Origin of the sequence: Tatumella sp. UBA2305 (assembly GCF_002345795.1) — a bacterium.
GTDB classification, from domain to species: domain Bacteria; phylum Pseudomonadota; class Gammaproteobacteria; order Enterobacterales; family Enterobacteriaceae; genus Tatumella; species Tatumella morbirosei.
On sequence record NZ_DDVT01000003.1, the window covers coordinates 89,451 to 107,523 of the forward strand.

18 protein-coding genes are annotated in these 18,073 nt (G+C 50.1%); 2 read left to right on the forward strand and 16 right to left on the reverse strand.

Going from position 1 to position 18,073, the window contains the following annotated elements; genetic code table 11:
- Positions 1–73: 73 nt before the first annotated feature.
- On the forward strand, positions 74–2,206 hold the full coding sequence (gene pta / locus B3Z23_RS01690; protein ID WP_294901074.1) for a phosphate acetyltransferase: 2,133 nt from the start codon (positions 74–76) through the stop codon (positions 2,204–2,206).
- Positions 2,207–2,282: 76 nt separating this feature from the next.
- On the opposite strand, the gene yfcD is transcribed toward pta, so the two are convergent.
- The 16 genes from yfcD to pdxB all read right to left on the reverse strand — a co-directional run bounded on the left by yfcD (position 2,283) and on the right by pdxB (position 16,929).
- Positions 2,283–2,828: an NUDIX hydrolase YfcD gene (gene yfcD, locus B3Z23_RS01695; RefSeq protein ID WP_294900722.1), complete on the reverse strand. Its 546-nt coding sequence runs from the start codon at positions 2,826–2,828 to the stop codon at positions 2,283–2,285.
- 105 nt (positions 2,829–2,933) lie between these two features.
- Positions 2,934–3,578 (reverse strand): glutathione transferase, encoded by a 645-nt coding sequence (gene yfcF, locus B3Z23_RS01700; protein WP_294900725.1) that lies wholly within the window; start codon positions 3,576–3,578, stop codon positions 2,934–2,936.
- Between the two features lie 164 nt (positions 3,579–3,742).
- Positions 3,743–4,516, reverse strand: coding sequence for a histidine ABC transporter ATP-binding protein HisP (gene hisP / locus B3Z23_RS01705; RefSeq protein WP_294900728.1), 774 nt, complete (start codon positions 4,514–4,516; stop codon positions 3,743–3,745).
- Positions 4,517–4,533: 17 nt separating this feature from the next.
- Positions 4,534–5,238 (reverse strand): ABC transporter permease, encoded by a 705-nt coding sequence (locus B3Z23_RS01710; RefSeq protein WP_038021783.1) that lies wholly within the window; start codon positions 5,236–5,238, stop codon positions 4,534–4,536.
- Positions 5,235–5,921, reverse strand: coding sequence for a histidine ABC transporter permease HisQ (hisQ, locus tag B3Z23_RS01715; protein ID WP_294900734.1), 687 nt, complete (start codon positions 5,919–5,921; stop codon positions 5,235–5,237). The genes B3Z23_RS01710 and hisQ overlap by 4 nt, the downstream gene beginning before the upstream one ends.
- Before the next feature lie 66 nt (positions 5,922–5,987).
- Complete coding sequence (locus B3Z23_RS01720; RefSeq protein WP_294900737.1) at positions 5,988–6,770, reverse strand: lysine/arginine/ornithine ABC transporter substrate-binding protein; 783 nt, start codon at positions 6,768–6,770, stop codon at positions 5,988–5,990.
- Between the two features lie 242 nt (positions 6,771–7,012).
- Complete coding sequence (locus tag B3Z23_RS01725) at positions 7,013–7,606, reverse strand: UbiX family flavin prenyltransferase (protein WP_294900740.1); 594 nt, start codon at positions 7,604–7,606, stop codon at positions 7,013–7,015.
- A gap of 126 nt (positions 7,607–7,732) precedes the next feature.
- Positions 7,733–9,250 (reverse strand): amidophosphoribosyltransferase, encoded by a 1,518-nt coding sequence (gene purF / locus B3Z23_RS01730; RefSeq protein WP_294900744.1) that lies wholly within the window; start codon positions 9,248–9,250, stop codon positions 7,733–7,735.
- A 37-nt stretch (positions 9,251–9,287) separates the two neighbouring features.
- The gene (cvpA, locus tag B3Z23_RS01735) at positions 9,288–9,776 is read right to left on the reverse strand and encodes a colicin V production protein (RefSeq protein ID WP_038022700.1); all 489 of its coding nucleotides are present in this window, start codon (positions 9,774–9,776) and stop codon (positions 9,288–9,290) included.
- Positions 9,777–9,991: 215 nt separating this feature from the next.
- A complete protein-coding gene (gene dedD / locus B3Z23_RS01740) occupies positions 9,992–10,828 on the reverse strand; it encodes a cell division protein DedD (RefSeq protein WP_294900748.1) in 837 nt (278 codons plus the stop codon).
- Positions 10,818–12,086, reverse strand: a complete 1,269-nt coding sequence (folC, locus tag B3Z23_RS01745) for a bifunctional tetrahydrofolate synthase/dihydrofolate synthase (RefSeq protein ID WP_294900751.1) — start codon at positions 12,084–12,086, stop codon at positions 10,818–10,820. Before folC ends, dedD begins: the two co-directional genes overlap by 11 nt.
- Positions 12,087–12,151: 65 nt before the next feature.
- Positions 12,152–13,063, reverse strand: coding sequence for an acetyl-CoA carboxylase, carboxyltransferase subunit beta (accD, locus tag B3Z23_RS01750; protein ID WP_038021798.1), 912 nt, complete (start codon positions 13,061–13,063; stop codon positions 12,152–12,154).
- Positions 13,064–13,214: 151 nt separating this feature from the next.
- A complete protein-coding gene (locus B3Z23_RS01755) occupies positions 13,215–13,871 on the reverse strand; it encodes a DedA family protein (RefSeq protein WP_294900756.1) in 657 nt (218 codons plus the stop codon).
- A gap of 6 nt (positions 13,872–13,877) precedes the next feature.
- Entirely contained in the window at positions 13,878–14,705 is an 828-nt protein-coding gene (gene truA / locus B3Z23_RS01760; protein ID WP_294900759.1) for a tRNA pseudouridine(38-40) synthase TruA, read from the reverse strand.
- A 2-nt stretch (positions 14,706–14,707) separates the two neighbouring features.
- Positions 14,708–15,715 (reverse strand): aspartate-semialdehyde dehydrogenase, encoded by a 1,008-nt coding sequence (locus B3Z23_RS01765; RefSeq protein ID WP_294900762.1) that lies wholly within the window; start codon positions 15,713–15,715, stop codon positions 14,708–14,710.
- A gap of 77 nt (positions 15,716–15,792) precedes the next feature.
- Positions 15,793–16,929, reverse strand: a complete 1,137-nt coding sequence (pdxB, locus tag B3Z23_RS01770) for a 4-phosphoerythronate dehydrogenase PdxB (RefSeq protein WP_294900764.1) — start codon at positions 16,927–16,929, stop codon at positions 15,793–15,795.
- Between the two features lie 188 nt (positions 16,930–17,117).
- Between pdxB and B3Z23_RS01775 the strand changes: the two genes are divergently transcribed.
- Entirely contained in the window at positions 17,118–18,014 is an 897-nt protein-coding gene (locus tag B3Z23_RS01775; protein ID WP_294900766.1) for a DMT family transporter, read from the forward strand.
- Positions 18,015–18,073: the final 59 nt, after the last annotated feature.

The following is an 18,073-nucleotide window of genomic DNA, read 5'->3' on the forward strand; positions in this document are numbered from 1 at the left end:
ACCGTCAGCTAAGTCTGACGGTGTTGTTTTAGGAACGAACAAAAAAGAGAGGTCGATTGTGTCCCGCACAATTATGCTAATTCCTACCGGCACCAGTGTCGGTCTGACCAGCGTCAGTCTCGGTGTTATCCGTGCTATGGAACGAAAAGGGATGCGCCTGAGTATCTTTAAACCTATTGCGCAGCCTCGTTCCAACAACGATGCAGATGATCACACCACGGCTATTATTCGTCATAATTCTGTGATTCCTGCTGCAGAACCCCTCCGTATGTCATATGTCGAAAATCTGCTGGGCTCTAATCAGCAGGATGTATTAATGGAAGAGATTATTGCCCGTTATCACGAGAACGCCCGTGATGCTGAGGTGGTATTAGTCGAAGGTCTCGTCCCTACCCGTAAGCATGAATTCGCTAATACTCTGAACTATGAAATTGCCCGAACTCTGAATGCCGAAATCATCTTTGTGATGTCCCCCGGCAACGATACCGCCGCCCAGTTCAGAGAACGTCTCGAAATTATTCAGAGCAGTTTCGGTGGAAAGAAAAATAAAAACATTTCAGGTATCATCATTAATAAGCTTAATGCTCCGGTCGATGATCAAGGCCGGACCCGCCCTGACCTTTCTGAAATTTTTGAAGATTCCACCGAAGCGAGTATTGCCAATCTGGATACCACCAAACTTCGTGAAAGCAGTCCGTTACCGGTGCTCGGATGTATTCCCTGGAGTTTTGACCTGATAGCTACCCGGGCCATTGATATGTGTCGTCATCTGAACGCCAGAGTGGTTAACGAAGGTGATATTCACACCCGGCGTATTCAGTCAGTCACCTTCTGTGCCCGCAGCCTGCCACATATGCTGGAGTTATTTCGCCCGGGTTCTCTGCTGGTGACATCGGCAGACCGGCCAGATGTGCTTGTTTCGGCCTGCCTTGCAGCCATGAACGGTGTAGAAATTGGGGCTATTTTACTGACCGGCGGCTATGAAATCGATCCACCGATCCAGGCTCTTTGCTCCCGGGCACTACAAACCGGACTGCCCGTCTTTACCGTGAATACTAACACCTGGCAAACCTCGCTTAATTTGCAGAGCTTTAATCTGGAAGTTCCGATCGATGATACTCAGCGAATTGAAAAAATTCAGGAGTATGTAGCAAGTTATATCGATACGGACTGGGTGGACTCACTCAGTGGTGCCTCTGTCGGTAACCGTCTGCTATCACCTCCGGCCTTCCGTTATCAGTTGACAGAACTGGCCCGTCAGGCAGCTAAACGCATTGTACTGCCGGAAGGGGATGAGCCTAGAACCGTCAAAGCAGCTGCCATCTGTGCAGCACGTGGGATAGCCACCTGTATCCTGTTGGGCTCTCCGGATGAAATTCATCGGGTAGCGGCCACCCAGGGTGTCACCCTTGGCAAAGGGATCGAGGTGATCGATCCCCTGAAGGTACGTGAAGATTATGTGGCCAGGCTGGTTGAGCTGCGTAAGAGTAAGGGGATGACAGAAATTGTCGCCAGAGAACAGTTGGAAGATAATGTCGTTCTCGGAACACTGATGCTGGAGAAAAACGAAGTGGACGGTCTGGTTTCCGGGGCAGTTCATACCACCGCAAACACCATTCGTCCCCCTCTGCAACTGATTAAGACTGCACCTAACAGTTCACTGGTCTCCTCCGTGTTCTTTATGCTGCTGCCGGAGCAGGTGCTGGTGTACGGCGATTGTGCCATTAACCCGGACCCTACTGCCGAACAACTGGCCGAAATTGCGATTCAGTCTGCAGACTCAGCCACTGCCTTTGGCATAGAGCCTAGAGTGGCAATGATCTCGTATTCCACCGGAAATTCAGGCGCAGGCAGTGATGTTGAAAAGGTCAGGGAGGCCACTCGCCTGGCCAAAGAGAAACGCCCGGACTTAATCATCGACGGCCCCTTACAGTACGATGCGGCGATAATGGAAGATGTGGCGAAATCTAAAGCCCCTGATTCAGTGGTTGCCGGTCGTGCGACTGTGTTTATCTTCCCGGATTTGAATACCGGAAATACTACCTATAAGGCAGTTCAGCGCTCGGCGAATCTGATCTCTATCGGACCGATGTTGCAGGGAATGCGTAAACCAGTGAATGACCTGTCGCGTGGTGCCTTAGTGGATGACATTGTCTATACCATCGCGCTGACTGCCATCCAGTCAAAACAGGCCGAAACGCATTAATAATAGGGTTTCAACCAGCAACGAAACAGGCGGGCATATTGCCCGCCTGTTGACTTTATGGCCTTCGATCTGTGAATCAGGACTGAATTTCGTTAGATGCGCGACGGGCTTCACTGTTACGACTCATCCATAAAGATAACGCTTTAAGCGAGTCGTCGGTAAACTCATCACAACGTACAGTAATTTCTTCCGGTGTCATCCAGAAGATTTCTGCGACTTCGCTTTCCTGCATTGCAAAGGGGCCGTGACACACACAACTGAATAATGCCCCCCAGACACGACAGTGCTGATCCTCAAAGTAGAATTTTCCGTGTTCAGCAAAAGGCACATCAGCAATGCCAAGTTCTTCCTCAGCTTCACGCCGTGCAGAAATCAGCAAATCTTCACCTGACTGAACTACGCCACCCGCAGTTGCGTCCAGCTTCCCCGGCATAAAATCCTTAATCTCTGTACGACGCTGAACCAGAATTCGCCCCATTCCATCATGCACCACGATATAGGTTGCCCGATGACGGAGACACTCTGCACGCATTTGCGCGCGACTGGCTGTTTTGACGACTTCATCATCTTCACTTACGATATCAACCCACTCAATACCGTCTTCAGGAATTAGCTCCACCATCCGTAACCCTTTTATCTCGCAGATACTCACAGTATCTAATATTATCAGACAATTATTACAATGGACGTAAAGTTAATGTTAAATATCACTCTGCCCATCGCCGGTTTATTTGTTATTTAGCTTTACCGCTTCATTCACCCACAACTGTATCGATGCTCGTTGCCACTGAAATGCTGCATACTCCTGAAGTCTTTCCGGCAAAGGATCACCATGCTTTGCCAGTCGGTTAAGCATCACGGCTAAATCACAGTCAGCCACTGACCATTGACCAAACAACGAAGAATGTTGCCCTATCAGTTGAGAAGCACCACAGATCAGTTTTTTTACATCACGTTCCCCCGCAGCCGACAACGGCGGGTATTTTCTTCCGGAAAAAATAACATCGGTTGGGCGCTCCGTACGTAATGCCAGAAAATCACTGCGTAACCAGGCCTGGACCTGTCTGGCCATCGCTTTTTGCTGATGATTAGACGGATAAACTCGTGGATAGTCTGGTGCAGGGAATGTCTCGTCGAGGTACTCAGCGATAGCTGAAGATTCAGACAGTGTAAACCCATCATGTTGCAGACAAGGGACGCGCCCTGTCAGCAACAGCGAAGACAGCTCCGGGCGGGTATGCTGGTTCTGTTCCAGATCCAGCGTATTTACGCTAAAACGCAGCCCTTTCTCCTGTAAACAAACATACACTGACATAGCATAAGGACTATGAAATCCTGAGTCAGACCACAAAATTAATCCGGGAGAAGACATAAACAGTTCTCGCTATGCGTGACGATAAATATCTGTTTACAGAATTTTTGGCAGGAAGGCAATTGCTGACTATTTCTTCGTCAGAGAAGCGATAGTTTGTGCAGCAACTCCTGCTAAATATACTCCTGCCTGTATCACAGATAGTGATACAGGCAGGAAGGTGGTTATTTTAATGCGCCGGAAAGAAACTGCTGAAGACGTGGGCTTTTCGGCTGACTGAACACCGTCTCAGGATGGCCCTGCTCTTCAATTTTCCCCTGATGCAGGAAAATAACATGGTTAGAGACGTGGCGGGCAAACTCCATCTCATGGGTAACCACCACCATGGTTTTCCCCTCTTCAGCGAGTTGCTGCATAATTCGCAGCACTTCGCCCACCAGTTCAGGGTCAAGCGCTGATGTCGGTTCATCGAATAACAGAACCTCAGGCTCCATCGCCAGCGCCCTGGCAATGGATACGCGCTGCTGTTGACCACCTGACAGATGCACCGGATATTTCGCCCGTGCCCTTTCATCAATACCGACTTTATCCAGATACTTAATTGCCCGTTCACGGGCTTCCTGCTTGCTGATTCCCAGAACATGAACCGGAGCTTCCATCACGTTTTCCAGCACGGTCATGTGACTCCACAGGTTGAAGTGCTGGAACACCATGGTCAGACGGGTGCGTAATTTCCGCAATTGTTCTTTATCGGCCACCTTAAGCTGGCCATCTTTGTCACGCACCAGATTAATATTTTCTTTGTTCAGCGCAATCGTGCCCTCGCTGGGTTTTTCCAGAAAATTAATACAGCGTAAAAACGTACTCTTACCGGATCCGGAAGATCCGATAATACTAATCACATCACCAGCCGCAGCCTGTAATGAAACTCCCTTGAGAACCTCATGTTCTCCATAACGTTTGTGGAGTTCTGTCACACTTAATTTTATTTCAGCCATATTTTTACTCAGCGGGATCAGGATTTAACATGTGGCAGCCAGCGACGCTCGGCCATACGGAACAGGGTAATCAGACCATAGGAAATGACCAGATAAATAATCGCAGCAATACCAAACGCAGTAAAAGGCTGATATGTCGCGGCATTAATGTCTCTGGCTATTTTCAGAACGTCGGGCACCGTGGCGGTAAACGCCAGTGATGTGGAGTGCAACATCAGTATAACTTCGTTACTGTATGCCGGCAGTGCAATACGCAGCGCTGCAGGAAGAATGATACAACGATACATTTTAAAACGGGAAAAACCATAAGCCCGCGCGGCTTCAATTTCACCGTGTGGTACAGAACGAATAGCTCCGGCAAAGACCTCGGTGGTATAAGCGCAGGTATTCAGTGCAAATGCCAGTAAGGTACAGTTCATACCGCTACGGAAGAAGGCATTCAGCAACTCATTGCCTTTCACCACTTCCAGGGTATACATTCCGGTGTAAAACACCAATAGCTGTACATACAAGGGGGTACCACGAAAAACATAGGTAAAAATCCATACCGGAGTACTAATAAAACGGTTCGATGACACCCGCGCAATTGCCAGTATGACGGCCATCACTCCACCAATCACTACGGACAAAATTAACAGCCAGAGTGTTACCGCAACGCCGGTAAACCGGTAGCCGTCCGTCCAGAGCAGTGACTGCCAATAATCGTGAATAATATCAATCATAATTCGGCCTTTTTCACCCCAACTGAATAGCGGCGTTCCAGCCACCACAACACACCATTGGAGACTGTGGTAAAGAACAGATAGATGACTCCGGCGACAATCGCGAAGTAGAACGGCTGCCAGGTGCTTTTACCTGCCAGTTGCGTCGCTTTAATCACATCTTCCAGGCCAAGTAATGACACTAATGCAGTCGCTTTTAGAATCACCTGCCAGTTGTTACCTATGGCAGGCAGTGCGAAACGCATCATTAACGGAAATAACACCCGACGAAATACCTGAGAACTGGTCATGCCATAAGCCGTAGCTGCTTCCGTCTGCCCCTTAGGGACTGACAGGAAAGCCCCACGGAACGTCTCGGTAAAATAAGCGCCGTAGATAAAGCCGATGGTGATAATCCCGGCCGCCATGGGATCGATATCAATCTGATCCCAACCGATCAGGTCAGTAAACTGATTAAGAGCGATCTGCAGGCCGTAATAGATAAGCAGCATCAACACCAGATCGGGGATGCCACGAATAATGGTGGTATATAAACCGAACACAGATCGTAAGATTGTGCTTTTTGAAAGTTTGGCTCCGGCGCCTATCAGTCCCAAAATAACCGCCAGAACCACAGAACTGATTGCCAGTTCAATCGTTACCAGCGCGCCTTTCATAATGACGTCGGTATATCCATAGAGCATTAAACAATTCCTGCAACAAAAGAGACAACCACTGCCCGCCACTGGCGGCGGGCAGCTCGCGGCGCATTAATCGCCGTAGACATTAAAGTCGAAATATTTTTTCGCCAGTTTGTCGTAAGTTCCGTCCTTACGCATAGACTCAAAAGCTTTATCCACTGCAGCCTTCAGATCTGTGTCACTTTTGCGCATTCCCATTCCAGTTCCTACACCAAAGATTTTCTCATCTTTAACCGCAGGGCCCGCAAAGGCGTAACCCTTCCCTACAGGGCTTTTCAGGAAGCCTTCTTCGGCCTGCACTTCATCCTGGAAAGCGGCATCGATACGTCCGGCATGCAGATCCTGATACACCTGATCCTGCCCGGAGTAAGAAACAACATTGACTCCCTGTGGACGCCAGTATTCGTTAGCATAGGTTTCCTGAGTAGTTCCCTGCTCTACCCCAATACTTTTACCTTTCAGCGATGCCACTGTCGGCTGCAGGGTAGAACCTTTCACCGCCACCAGTCGGGAGTTCGCCGCATACAGTTTTTCTGAAAATGCGATCTGTTTCTCACGCTTCTCGGTGATAGATAACGAGGAGATGATGGCATCAATTTTATTGGCCTGCAGTGACGGAATCAGTCCGTCAAAGTCACCTTCCACATAGGTACACTTAGTGTGGATACGCGCACAAATTTCGTTTGTCAGATCAATGTCAAAGCCCACCAGTTTGCCACTGGAATCTTTTGACTCAAAGGGCGGATACGTTGGGTCGGTACCGATACGCAGCGTTTTGGGAATTGCAGCAAATACACTGCCAACGCTGGAAATTGCCAACATTAGAGAAAGAGCTAATACTCGCTTTTTCATAGACTGCCCTCAGGTTGATATTTTTATAGTGTTGAGTAATGAATGTTGTGTGTTCACAAATTCTTTAGCACTTTTCGTGCCAGGCAGCATCACCTTACCTGAAAAAGTCCAAAAACGACCAATACTTTATTTTGCCACGAATTAAACACCTTCCACACTACACTCTGTGTTTAGCTGCCCGGGGCAATGCACCACCATGCTGCACAAAAGGCACCATTTTGGTGCCATTACCGGCCTGTGAATCATTTTAGTGCAGACTCAATTCCGTTCTTGCCCTGCCAGCGGGCAAATAAGTCCTCTGGCAGCTCAATGTTAAACTGGTCAATTATCCGGTTAACTGTCTGGTCGACAATATCCATGACATTTTGCGGGCGATGGTAAAACGCGGGCACCGGCGGCATAATAATCGCCCCCATCTCTGCGGCGGTCGTCATCATTCTCAGGTGCCCCAGGTGTAAAGGCGTTTCACGTACCCCGAGTACCAGTGTCCGCCGCTCTTTGAGCACCACATCCGCCGCCCTGGTCAGCAAATTGTCACTGTAGCTGTGTACAATTCCTGACAGTGTCTTCATTGAACAAGGCAGCAGGGCCATACCATCAGTCTTAAATGAACCGGAAGAGATACTGGCGCCTATATCACGATTATCGTGCACCACATCTGCCAGCGCCTGGACTTCCCGCACGCTGATATCACTTTCCATGGCTAGTGTCTGACGGGCAGACTGACTCATGACTAAATGGGTTTCCACCTGCGGCAGATCTTTCAGTACCTCTAACAGACGAATACCGTAAATAACGCCGCTGGCTCCTGATAAACCAACAATGAGTCTTTTCATAACCTGCTCCGGGAGGTGCACTAAAAACCAGCATAATAACGTGTGACGGGGCATTGAGGCGAACAGAATTCCAAAAAACACAGGGCGGAAAATCCGCCCTGTGTTTTTTCTGTCATTGCAGGAAGTTTAACCTTCGTTATGCAATTCCAGATTTTCGACTTCATTTTGTCTGGCAACTGCCTGAGCATCATCGTTGCGCAGTGACTGTAAATAATCCAGATAGCCTTGATCAACATCTTTAGTGACATAGATTCCATCAAACACCGAGCAGTCAAACTCTGTGATATCCGGATTTTCTTCACGTACGGCGTCGATAAGATCATTCAGATCCTGGAAAATTAATGCATCCGCTTTAATCAGGTGGCAGATTTCATCAACTTCACGCCCGTGAGCAATCAGTTCCGTAACACTGGGCATATCGATGCCATAGACGTTAGGGAAACGAACTTCCGGTGCCGCTGAAGCCAGATACACTTTCTTCGCTCCGGCTTCACGGGCCATTTCAATAATCTGCTCCGAGGTAGTGCCACGGACAATGGAGTCATCAACCAGCAACACATTCTTATCACGGAATTCGGCACGGTTTGCATTCAGCTTACGGCGAACTGCACTGCGACGCATCTGCTGTCCGGGCATAATAAAGGTCCGGCCGACATAACGGTTTTTAACGAACCCCTGGCGATAAGGTTTATCCAGAATACGGGCAATTTCCAACGCGACATCGGTAGAGGTTTCCGGGATTGGAATAACCACATCAATATCCAGGTCTTCCCACTCACGGGCAATCTTCTCACCCAGTTTAGTCCCCATTCGAACACGGGCACTGTACACCGAAATTTTATCGATAAATGAGTCAGGACGCGCGAAATAAACGTACTCAAACAAGCACGGATGACTTTTCGGGTTCGCCGCGCACTGCCGGGTAGAAAGTTCACCCTGCTCGGTGATATAGACGGCTTCACCCGGTGCTACATCGCGTATAAACTCAAAGCCTAAGGTATCCAGCGCAACACTTTCAGACGCAACCATATATTCAGTACGTTCATCCGGCAATACACGTTTACCCAGTACCAAAGGACGAATGCCATTCGGGTCACGGAAAGCCACCATACCGTGGCCAATAATCATCGATACCACTGCATAGGCCCCGCGAACCAGAGTATGTAGTGATTCTACGGCGGCAAAAATATTTTCTGCCGTTAACGGATAGACCTGAAAACGATCGAGTTCCTGGGCAAAAACATTCAACAGCACTTCTGAGTCTGAGGTGGTATTCACATGACGACGACCATACTCAAATAAGCGTGAGCGCAGTTCATGGGCGTTGGTCAGATTTCCGTTGTGTGCCAGCGTAATGCCGTAAGGAGAGTTTACGTAAAAAGGCTGGGCTTCAGAGGCACTTGAGCTTCCTGCTGTCGGGTAACGAACATGGCCAATCCCCATATTCCCCTGTAAGCGCTGCATATGACGTGCTTCAAACACATCGCTCACCAGTCCGTTTGCTTTCCGCAGGCGGAAGCAGTTCATCGCATCAATGGTGCAGATCCCCGCCGCGTCCTGGCCGCGGTGCTGTAATACCGTTAATGCATCGTAAATAGACTGGTTGACCGGCAGAAATCCGGTGATACCGACAATACCGCACATGTTGTCATTTCCTCATTAAAGCCGTATCTCCCCTGCCTTATGACCGGGGTAAAAAACTCGACGTGCTCTGTAAATAGTCAAAAAACCATCTGATGATGTAGCTGAATTGCGGAACCAGCTGCGATTGTGACCAGTCCGTACTTTTAGAAAACCCGGTGAATGTATCAAGAAAAAACAGGATAGCTGAAACAATCAACACCCCTCGTAATGCTCCGAAACAAACACCCAGTACACGGTCAGTGCCGGATAGTCCGGTTTTTTCAACCAGCGATCCAATCACATAATTGACAATCGCGCCGACAATCAGCGTCGCAATAAACAGCGCGGCTATTGCTACACCATTACGTACCATGGGTTCTTCAAACCCGGTGAACCAGACTGCCAGATAAGAAAAATAGTGACTGGCAACAAAAAAAGCACATCCCCAGGTGACTAAAGATAAGGCTTCCCGCACAAATCCTCTGATCAGACTAACTAAAGCCGAAAATCCGACAATCCCGATTATGACGTAATCAATCCAGTTCATGAGCTCTTCCGGTGCAACAGTGATCCCTTCTGCAATCTGTTCGGGGCGCATTTTAACAGAAAAAGAAAACGTTTGCGTACCGTTTTCCCCCGACTGCAGAGAAAAAGGGCAATGAAAATTTCGTTTCATTGCCCCTGTAAGTTTAGCTAAGTAAAAGATTGATTTTCATAAGTTTTATTGAAAACGCAATCTGACAGTGTAACGAAAGGCTGCCATTACCGCACGGTATATGGCCTGACAACTCCACTCAGGCCGGTTTTACTTTTCAACTGTTCAATCTGCGATTGCAGGCGACTCTTCGAATTGTCTGGCCCCACCTGTATGCGATTGATCTGGCCCTGAACGGGTGTCGCCGGTATTGAGTAAGCCCGAAAACCTGACGCCCTTAGCTCTGTCACAATTTCAGTCACTTTAGCCGCATTTTTCAGTGCTCCGAGCTGGATAACATAAGCCTGACCGGTCGGTGCATCCGCCTTCGTTTCCGCTGCAGGGGCAGAGGGCTGTGTTGCGGGCTGATCATTCAGTGCTTCCAGTGCGCGCTGACGTTCTTTTTCGGCCTGAGCCTGTTTAGCTTTAGCTTTGGCTGCCGCTTCACTGGCCAGACGCTGAGCACGGGCCTGAGCCTGGCTGGCTTCACGTTCAGCCTGTTGACGGGCCTGTTGGGCCTGCTTCTGGCGAGCCTCTTCCTGTTGCCGTGCGGCAGCATCATTCTGCGCCTGCTGCTGCGTCTGTTGTGACTGAGGCTGCGCGTCTGCACTGCTCTGCCGGGAGGTATCAGCGCTGTTACCCGGGGTGTCAGTAGCGCTGTTTTCACCACCAGGTGGCGTCGTTGCCGTACCCGGAGCCGTTGCGGTATGTCCGGTGAGTGGTTGCGTCACCGGGGGTACCAGATCATTATCCTGCTGGTCACCCGGTTTAGGCACCAGAGGGATTGCTGCAAATTCCTCTTTATAGTGTTTCTTCTTACCGTCAAGCAGCCCGGGTAACACAATAACCCCGATAGCCACCAGAATAACGGTACCCACTAAGCGATTCTGAAATTTACTCGCCACTTCCTCTCTCCCCTGAGATAGACGTCATCACATGCGCTACCGTATGGAAGGAGCCGCAAACCAGAATGATATCCTGCGCGTCAGCCTGCAGCTTTGCCGCATACCACGCTTCGTCTACCGAGGCGAAACTGGCCGCCTGTGGTAAATGGACGACTAATTCTTCAGCACTGGCTCCGCGCGGGCCTTCAAGCGGCGCACAATACCAGTAATCCACCTGACTGATAAGTTCAGCCAGTGTTCCGGCAATATCTTTATCATGCAACATTCCCAGCACCGCATGCACCTTACCAGTCTCAGGTAAAGTCGCTAATCTCGATGCCAGGTAGGCTGCCGCATGAGGATTATGAGCTACATCCAGAATCACCCGCGGATATTCGCTGATGGTCTGAAAACGGCCTGGCAATTCAGCATTAGGTAAATTCTCGCGGATACAGGCTTCGCTGACCTGTAATCCCGATACCCTTAATGCAGCCAGCGCAGTGGCGGCATTAGGCAGTGGCACCTTCGGTACCGGCAACTGCTGCAGTTCTCCCTGAATATCACGGAAATCCCAGACAACACCCTTTTCATGATAGGACCACTGGTGATCCCGTTGCAACAGGACAGCACCTTTATCTGCCGCAACGCGGCCAATCGAGGCTGGCATGTCCGGGTCTCCGACCACGGCGGGTTTGCCCTGACGAAAAATACCGGCTTTCTCCCGGCCAATACTCTCACGGTCTGGTCCTAACCAGTCGGTATGATCCAGGGCGATGCTGGTCACAACCGCCACATCAGCATCCACGATATTGGTGGCATCCAGGCGTCCCCCGAGCCCAACCTCAAGGATAACCACATCCAGATTCGCTTCGCGAAACAGGTATAAAGCCGAGAGAGTACTGAATTCAAAGTAGGTCAGTGAAGTTTCACCGCGCCCCTGATTAAGAAAAGCGAAACTGGCAGTATGCTCCGCCTCATTGAGTTCCTGAGACTGAATACGCACCCGTTCGGTATACCGAACCAGGTGGGGTGAGCTATACACACCGACGCGGTAACCCGCTGCGATAAGTAATGTTTCAAGAGTACGGCAGGTGGTCCCTTTACCGTTGGTGCCGGCCACCGTGAAAACAAACGGTGCCGGTTTTAACAAATTAAGCTCAGAGGCCACACGGCGTACACGCTCAAGGCCCAGGTCAATCGCCTGGCTGTGCAGGTTTTCCAGATAAGTCAGCCACGTAGCAAGAGGAGACGTGGCCTGCGGTAGGTGAAGATTTTCCATGTGTCCCGTTGATATCATTACAGTGCATAAATAAAAGACGCCCTAAAGCGTCTTTATCATTACTGTCAGGTCTCGTCATGTTCCGTTTCAGTCTCAGGTTCAGACTGAATACCGTCATGCAAAGGTGCCGGCAGATTCATCATTTTTGCCAGTAATCCGGCGATTTTGAAACGGATTTCAGGACGGCGAATAATCATATCAATCGCCCCTTTCTCAATCAAAAACTCACTGCGCTGGAAGCCAGGAGGTAATTTTTCACGGACCGTCTGTTCGATAACCCGCGGGCCGGCAAAACCAATCAGTGCTTTGGGTTCAGCAACATTTAAATCGCCCAGCATCGCAAAACTGGCAGAAACTCCACCCATCGTAGGATCGGTGAGTACCGAAATGTACGGCAGACCGCGCTCACGCAGTTTTGCCAACGCAGCACTGGTTTTAGCCATCTGCATCAGCGACATCAGTGCTTCCTGCATACGCGCGCCACCACTGGCAGAGAAACAGATCAGAGGACAATTATCTTCCAGAGCCTGCTCTGCTGCACGAATAAAACGCGCTCCCACTACAGAGCCCATTGAGCCGCCCATAAAGGAGAATTCAAACGCGGCAGCCACTACTGGCATACCATGCAACTCACCTTTCATGACGATCAGTGCATCTTTCTCGCCGGTACTTTTTTGTGCGGCCAGCAGACGATCTTTGTATTTTTTCTGATCGCGGAACTTCAGAACATCTTTAGGTTCCAGCTCACTGCCCAGTTCAACTGTCGTCCCCTGGTCCATAAATGACGCTAAACGATCACGGGCATGCATACGCATGTGATGATCGCATTTAGGGCAGACTTCGAGATTCCGTTCTAACTCCGCGCGATAGAGCACCTGGCCACAGCTATCACATTTCGTCCAAACCCCTTCAGGAATACTCGCTTTACGCGTTGGGGTAACATTACTTTTATTAAGAATGCGTTCAATCCAGCTCATTGATGACCTTTCTGTTTGAACCTGGGTTATCCAGTTGTTTTATTTCTGCTGGATTTTTATCCAGCAGCCGGTAAATGACGCCCATTAAACCACAACCCGCCCACACTGTGGATAAAAATCTGGTTTAACCGTCTGAGGCCTGCAGGAAAAACTAATTTTTCCGTGCTGCCTGTCTGCGATGCCGCAAGACTTCGATAATGCCGGGCAAGACCGAAATAACAATAATAGCAACAATCAGCAAATTAAGATTCTTCTGCACTACCGGTAAATCACCAAACAGGTAACCGGCATAGCTGAACAACACAACCCAGGCAATCGCCCCGGCGATGTTAAATAATGCAAAGTGGCGGTAAGACATTTTACCCATTCCGGCCACAAATGGCGCGAAGGTCCGAATGATCGGGATGAAACGCGCCAGAATAATCGTTTTGCCACCGTGCTTTGCATAAAATGCGTGGGTTTTATCCAGATAGCTACGGCGAAAGATTTTTGAATCTTCCCGGCTGAACAGTTTACCGCCAAACAACCGGCCGATAGTGTAGTTGACGGCATCTCCTGCGATAGCGGCAACGATAATACACAGCGCAAGCAAATGAATATTTAAATCATTGCCCGGGAGTGCCGCCAGTGCCCCCCCGACAAATAGCAGAGAGTCGCCCGGCAGGAACGGAGTCACCACCAGACCTGTTTCACAAAAAATGATCAGGAACAAAATGGCATAAACCCAGACTCCGTAATCCGCGACCAACCGCGCCAGGTGAACATCAATGTGCAGAATAAAATCAATAATAAATTGGATGTACTCCATGAATGCTTATCCTTTACCTGAAAATAAATCATCGCCGGTCAGAAATAACGGGCCAGGCTCGACATCCGGCAGTTCGAACTTCGCCGGATAATCCACCGAGACCAGATACAAACCTTCCGCCCTGGCAGTAGCTGCCGCCAGTTTACGGTCTTTTGCTGCCAGTAATTCCGCCATCCATGACTCCTGCTGGTTACCACAACCTACTTCCAGCAGACTGCCGACAATATTGCGCACCATATGATGTACAAATGCATTGGCTTTAATATCGACAATCACAAAGGCCCCCTGGCGCCAGACATGAATATGACTGATGTTTCTCCACGGGGTTTTGGACTGGCAATGTACCGCACGAAATGAAGTAAAATCATTTTCGCCTAATAAGCTCTGCGCTGCACGGTGCATGGCAGCCTCATCCAGCGGATGATAAAAATGAGTGATTCCCTGACCGAGGATTGCCGGACGCAGCCGCTGATTATAAATAATATAGCGATAGCGCCGTGCAGTCGCACTAAACCGGGCATGAAAATCATCGGCGACTTCTTTCACCCAGCGTACTGCAATGTCTTTGGGTAAATTGGCATTTACCCCCAAAGTCCAGGCACTGTCCGGTCGCTGTACACTGGTTTCAAAATGAACCACCTGACCGGTGCCATGCACACCCGCATCAGTACGGCCGGCACAAAAGACATTAACCTCATGGTTAGCCACGGTAGTTAATGCCCGCTCCAGATATCCCTGCACACTCCGGACCTCTGGCTGGCGCTGCCAGCCGTAATAACTGCTGCCGTCATATTCGATACCCAGTGCCAGCTTACGTGTCTTCACTTCAGACATGGTTACAGATACTCCTGCACCAGCCGTTCAGCAACTTTCACTGCCATTAATGCTCCGCCAAAACGAATATTGTCGGCCACTGACCAGAATTGCAGTTGCTCAGGGATCCCGTAATCATTATGTAACGATCCAATGCACAACTGACCGCTTCCGGTCGCATCACTCACCGGGGTCGGAAACTCACCCTCATCGCTCAACAGAATATCTCCGGACACAGCCAGATCATTGCGTGCTTCATCCGCCGAGTATGGTCTGAGGCATTCCAGCTGCACGCTCTGGGCATTACCGTAAAACACGGGGGCCTGGACGGAACTGACCGATACCGGCAATCCTTCGTCCTGCAGGATTTTGCGAACCTGATCCACCAGCCGGCGATCTGCCGCCACACTTCCCTGCTCATCCGGCAGTAATGGCAGCAGATTAAACGCCAGCTGTCGTCCAAAATAATGTTCATCAACCGGTACACCATTGAGCAAGCGAGCACTTTCGCCTGCCAACCCGTCCACCGCGGCTTTACCGTGACTGGAGACCGATATCAGGTTAGTGACCTGTATACGACCGACTCCTGCCGCATCCGCCAGTGGCTTAATCGCACATAACAACTGGCTGACCAGATTATCCGCCACACTGACGATATTACGGTTTCGGTAATCGGCTAATACCTGAGGATTCACCTCAGCGATAACCAGTGGCACATCTGGCTCCAGGGCAAACAACGGGCTACTGTCAATAACCAGACACCCGGCGCTGGCTGCCTGCTCAGCGTATTGTGCGGAAGCTTCACTGCCGGCCACGAAAAAAGCCAGCTGCGCCTGTGCCCAGTCAAAGTCTGTGGCAGAACGTACCAGATGGTTTTTTCCGTCCACCCGCACCGACTCTCCGGCACTATTTTCGCTGGCTAATAAGAATAACTCACCAACCGGGAACTGACGCTCCGTCAACAACTCCAGTACAGCACTTCCCACTGCACCAGTGGCTCCTAAGAGAGCGATATTCCAGCCGTCAGACATGTTGGTTTACTCCAGAAAACAAAAAATAAAGCGGTGAGATCCACCGCCTGAACAAGAGGTAGTGATAACCAAAAAACTCAGCAATCACCGGTAAACTTTGCATTAAAACCCAGTAAGCGTAGTTTTTCTGCGGTGTCTGCATTGTCGCAATCCAGCTGTAAAGAGGACCATTCCCGGCGTTCCCAATACTGCTTACGCAGGCGGTCAAATTCCCCTGGCTTATCAGCAACTGCGCGTAACAAGGCATCATCACGGCGCACATCATACACCAGATGTGCCAGACGTTTTAGCATTGCCTGATCACATTCTCCCCGCAGCGTCACCTGGCGAATATCCGGGACGGGCAGTAACTCAGCTAAGGGGACTTGTTGTGGCTGACCGATAAAGGCTGACCATGCTTCAAAAACCTGGGTCGTTCCGCGGGCTTTCCCTTCCAGGGTATAGCCGGCAATATGTGCCGTAGCGATATCCACCTTGTCCAGCAACGCTAACGATAACTCAGGTTCGGGTTCCCAGACATCCAGTACCACCGAGAGGTCCTGACGATTCTCCAGAACACTCAGCAGTGCCTGGTTATCTACCACCGGACCACGGCAGGCATTAATCAAAATAGTGCCTTCAGTGAGTTGCTCCAGCAGCGCCTGATCCGCCAGGTGCAGAGTTTTATAAGGTCCGTCTTTGAATAATGGCGTGTGGAACGTCAGAACATCCGCTTCACGCACCAACGTTTCCAGCGAATGAAACTCGCCTTCATCACCACGATCAGCGCGGGGTGGATCGCAAATCAGCGTTTTAATGCCTGCCGCATCCAGTCGGCGCTGTAACCGCCCACCGACGTTACCCGCCCCGACAATACCGACAGTACGATCCGTCAACAGAAAACCGTCTCGTTCGGCCAGAGCGAGCAATGCCGAGAACACATATTCGACCACCGCTATAGCGTTACAACCTGGCGCTGCCGAAAAAGCCACCCCCTGTGCCTGTAAATCCGCAGTGTTGATATGATCCTGTCCAGCCGTCGCGGTACCGACAAAACGCACCGGGGTCCCTTCCAGCAACGAGTGATTCACCCGGGTAACCGAACGAACCATTAATGCATCTGCACTGCGCAGTTCTGATGAAGAGAGTGTTCGTCCTGGCACCGCAATCACATCGCCGAGCCGGCTGAACAATTCGCGGGCATACGGCATATTTTCATCAACAACAATTTTCACTGACTTAGTCCTGTTGAACCGGAATTATAGAGATATTCTGTCATAAAGCCTGCCGGAAAACATCCGGCGTTTGTGCGGTGAATCGCTTGCCTTAGTGTCTCTTGTCCGTCATCTTAACCGACTCTGTTAAACACTCTAAGGCGGTCATGCCCGGGAGACTGCACTGATATTCTGTTGAAGGACTGGTTATGAATTTTTTGTTCCCCCTCGGCGCCGTGATTATCTGGGCGATCAACTCTATTGTCAGCAAACTGACGGTAGGGGTGATAACTCCGGAGTCGATATCCTTTTATCGCTGGATTATTGCGTTAGTGATATTGACGCCATTCGTTTTACCTTCAGTGATCCGTAACCGTACAGCGCTGTCACGTGAATGGTTGAAACTGTTGATTCTGGGGGCGTTGGGAATGGTGTTGTATCAGAGCCTGGCCTATTACGCGGCACGAACAGTCAGCGCCCTGTTTATTGGGATTATTGTCGCCAGTATTCCGTTACTCACGATTATTTTTAGCCTGTTTATACTGCGACTGACACCGACACTGGGTATCGTGTTTGGCGCAATTCTTTCCTTTTCCGGACTCACCTGGCTTATCAGTCAGGGCCACCCACAACAGTTGTTTACTCATGGATTAGGCAGCGGAGAGCTGATGATGATTGTTGCTGCTGCGGCCTATGCGTTGTATGGCGTGCTCACCAAACGCTGGTCGATGAATCTGCCACAGTGGCAAAGCCTGTACGTTCAGATCCTGTTTGCAGTATTGCTGCTCATTCCGGGCTTTTTACTCACCCCGAATATTGCCTTAACCGCTCGTAGCATTCCGCTGGTGCTTTATGCTGCTATTCCTGCCTCCGTCGTGGCCCCGTGGCTATGGATTCAGGGGGTCGTCCGTCTGGGCGCCAATACAGCCAGCATTTTTCTTAACCTTTCTCCGGTGTTTACCGCCATTATCGCGATTATATTTCTGCATGAGAAATTACATAGCTGGCACTGGATAGGCGGCATATTAACTCTGGCCGGAGTAGTGCTCGCTCAGCGGCTACGAACTCCGCTCGGCCCCGGGGCCGGACAAAATCTGTCCCGTTAGCCACTTTCTGTTATATGTTTAACTAAATCTCCCTGCTTATCCCTTGGGATTTCTCAGGG

What these genes read in the sequence shown, in the direction of transcription:
- B3Z23_RS01710 (WP_038021783.1), bottom strand. Translation starts at nt 5,238, where the DNA reads ATGATTGATATTATTCACGATTATTGGCAGTCACTGCTCTGGACGGAC.
- yfcF (WP_294900725.1), bottom strand. Translation starts at nt 3,578, where the DNA reads ATGTCTTCTCCCGGATTAATTTTGTGGTCTGACTCAGGATTTCATAGT.
- hisQ (WP_294900734.1), bottom strand. Translation starts at nt 5,921, where the DNA reads ATGCTCTATGGATATACCGACGTCATTATGAAAGGCGCGCTGGTAACG.
- purF (WP_294900744.1), bottom strand. Translation starts at nt 9,250, where the DNA reads ATGTGCGGTATTGTCGGTATCACCGGATTTCTGCCGGTCAACCAGTCT.
- B3Z23_RS01765 (WP_294900762.1), bottom strand. Translation starts at nt 15,715, where the DNA reads ATGTCTGACGGCTGGAATATCGCTCTCTTAGGAGCCACTGGTGCAGTG.
- B3Z23_RS01725 (WP_294900740.1), bottom strand. Translation starts at nt 7,606, where the DNA reads ATGAAAAGACTCATTGTTGGTTTATCAGGAGCCAGCGGCGTTATTTAC.
- B3Z23_RS01755 (WP_294900756.1), bottom strand. Translation starts at nt 13,871, where the DNA reads ATGGAGTACATCCAATTTATTATTGATTTTATTCTGCACATTGATGTT.
- B3Z23_RS01720 (WP_294900737.1), bottom strand. Translation starts at nt 6,770, where the DNA reads ATGAAAAAGCGAGTATTAGCTCTTTCTCTAATGTTGGCAATTTCCAGC.
- cvpA (WP_038022700.1), bottom strand. Translation starts at nt 9,776, where the DNA reads ATGAACTGGATTGATTACGTCATAATCGGGATTGTCGGATTTTCGGCT.
- accD (WP_038021798.1), bottom strand. Translation starts at nt 13,063, where the DNA reads ATGAGCTGGATTGAACGCATTCTTAATAAAAGTAATGTTACCCCAACG.
- pta (WP_294901074.1), top strand. Translation starts at nt 74, where the DNA reads ATGCTAATTCCTACCGGCACCAGTGTCGGTCTGACCAGCGTCAGTCTC.
- folC (WP_294900751.1), bottom strand. Translation starts at nt 12,086, where the DNA reads ATGGAAAATCTTCACCTACCGCAGGCCACGTCTCCTCTTGCTACGTGG.
- truA (WP_294900759.1), bottom strand. Translation starts at nt 14,705, where the DNA reads ATGTCTGAAGTGAAGACACGTAAGCTGGCACTGGGTATCGAATATGAC.
- hisP (WP_294900728.1), bottom strand. Translation starts at nt 4,516, where the DNA reads ATGGCTGAAATAAAATTAAGTGTGACAGAACTCCACAAACGTTATGGA.
- yfcD (WP_294900722.1), bottom strand. Translation starts at nt 2,828, where the DNA reads ATGGTGGAGCTAATTCCTGAAGACGGTATTGAGTGGGTTGATATCGTA.
- B3Z23_RS01775 (WP_294900766.1), top strand. Translation starts at nt 17,118, where the DNA reads ATGAATTTTTTGTTCCCCCTCGGCGCCGTGATTATCTGGGCGATCAAC.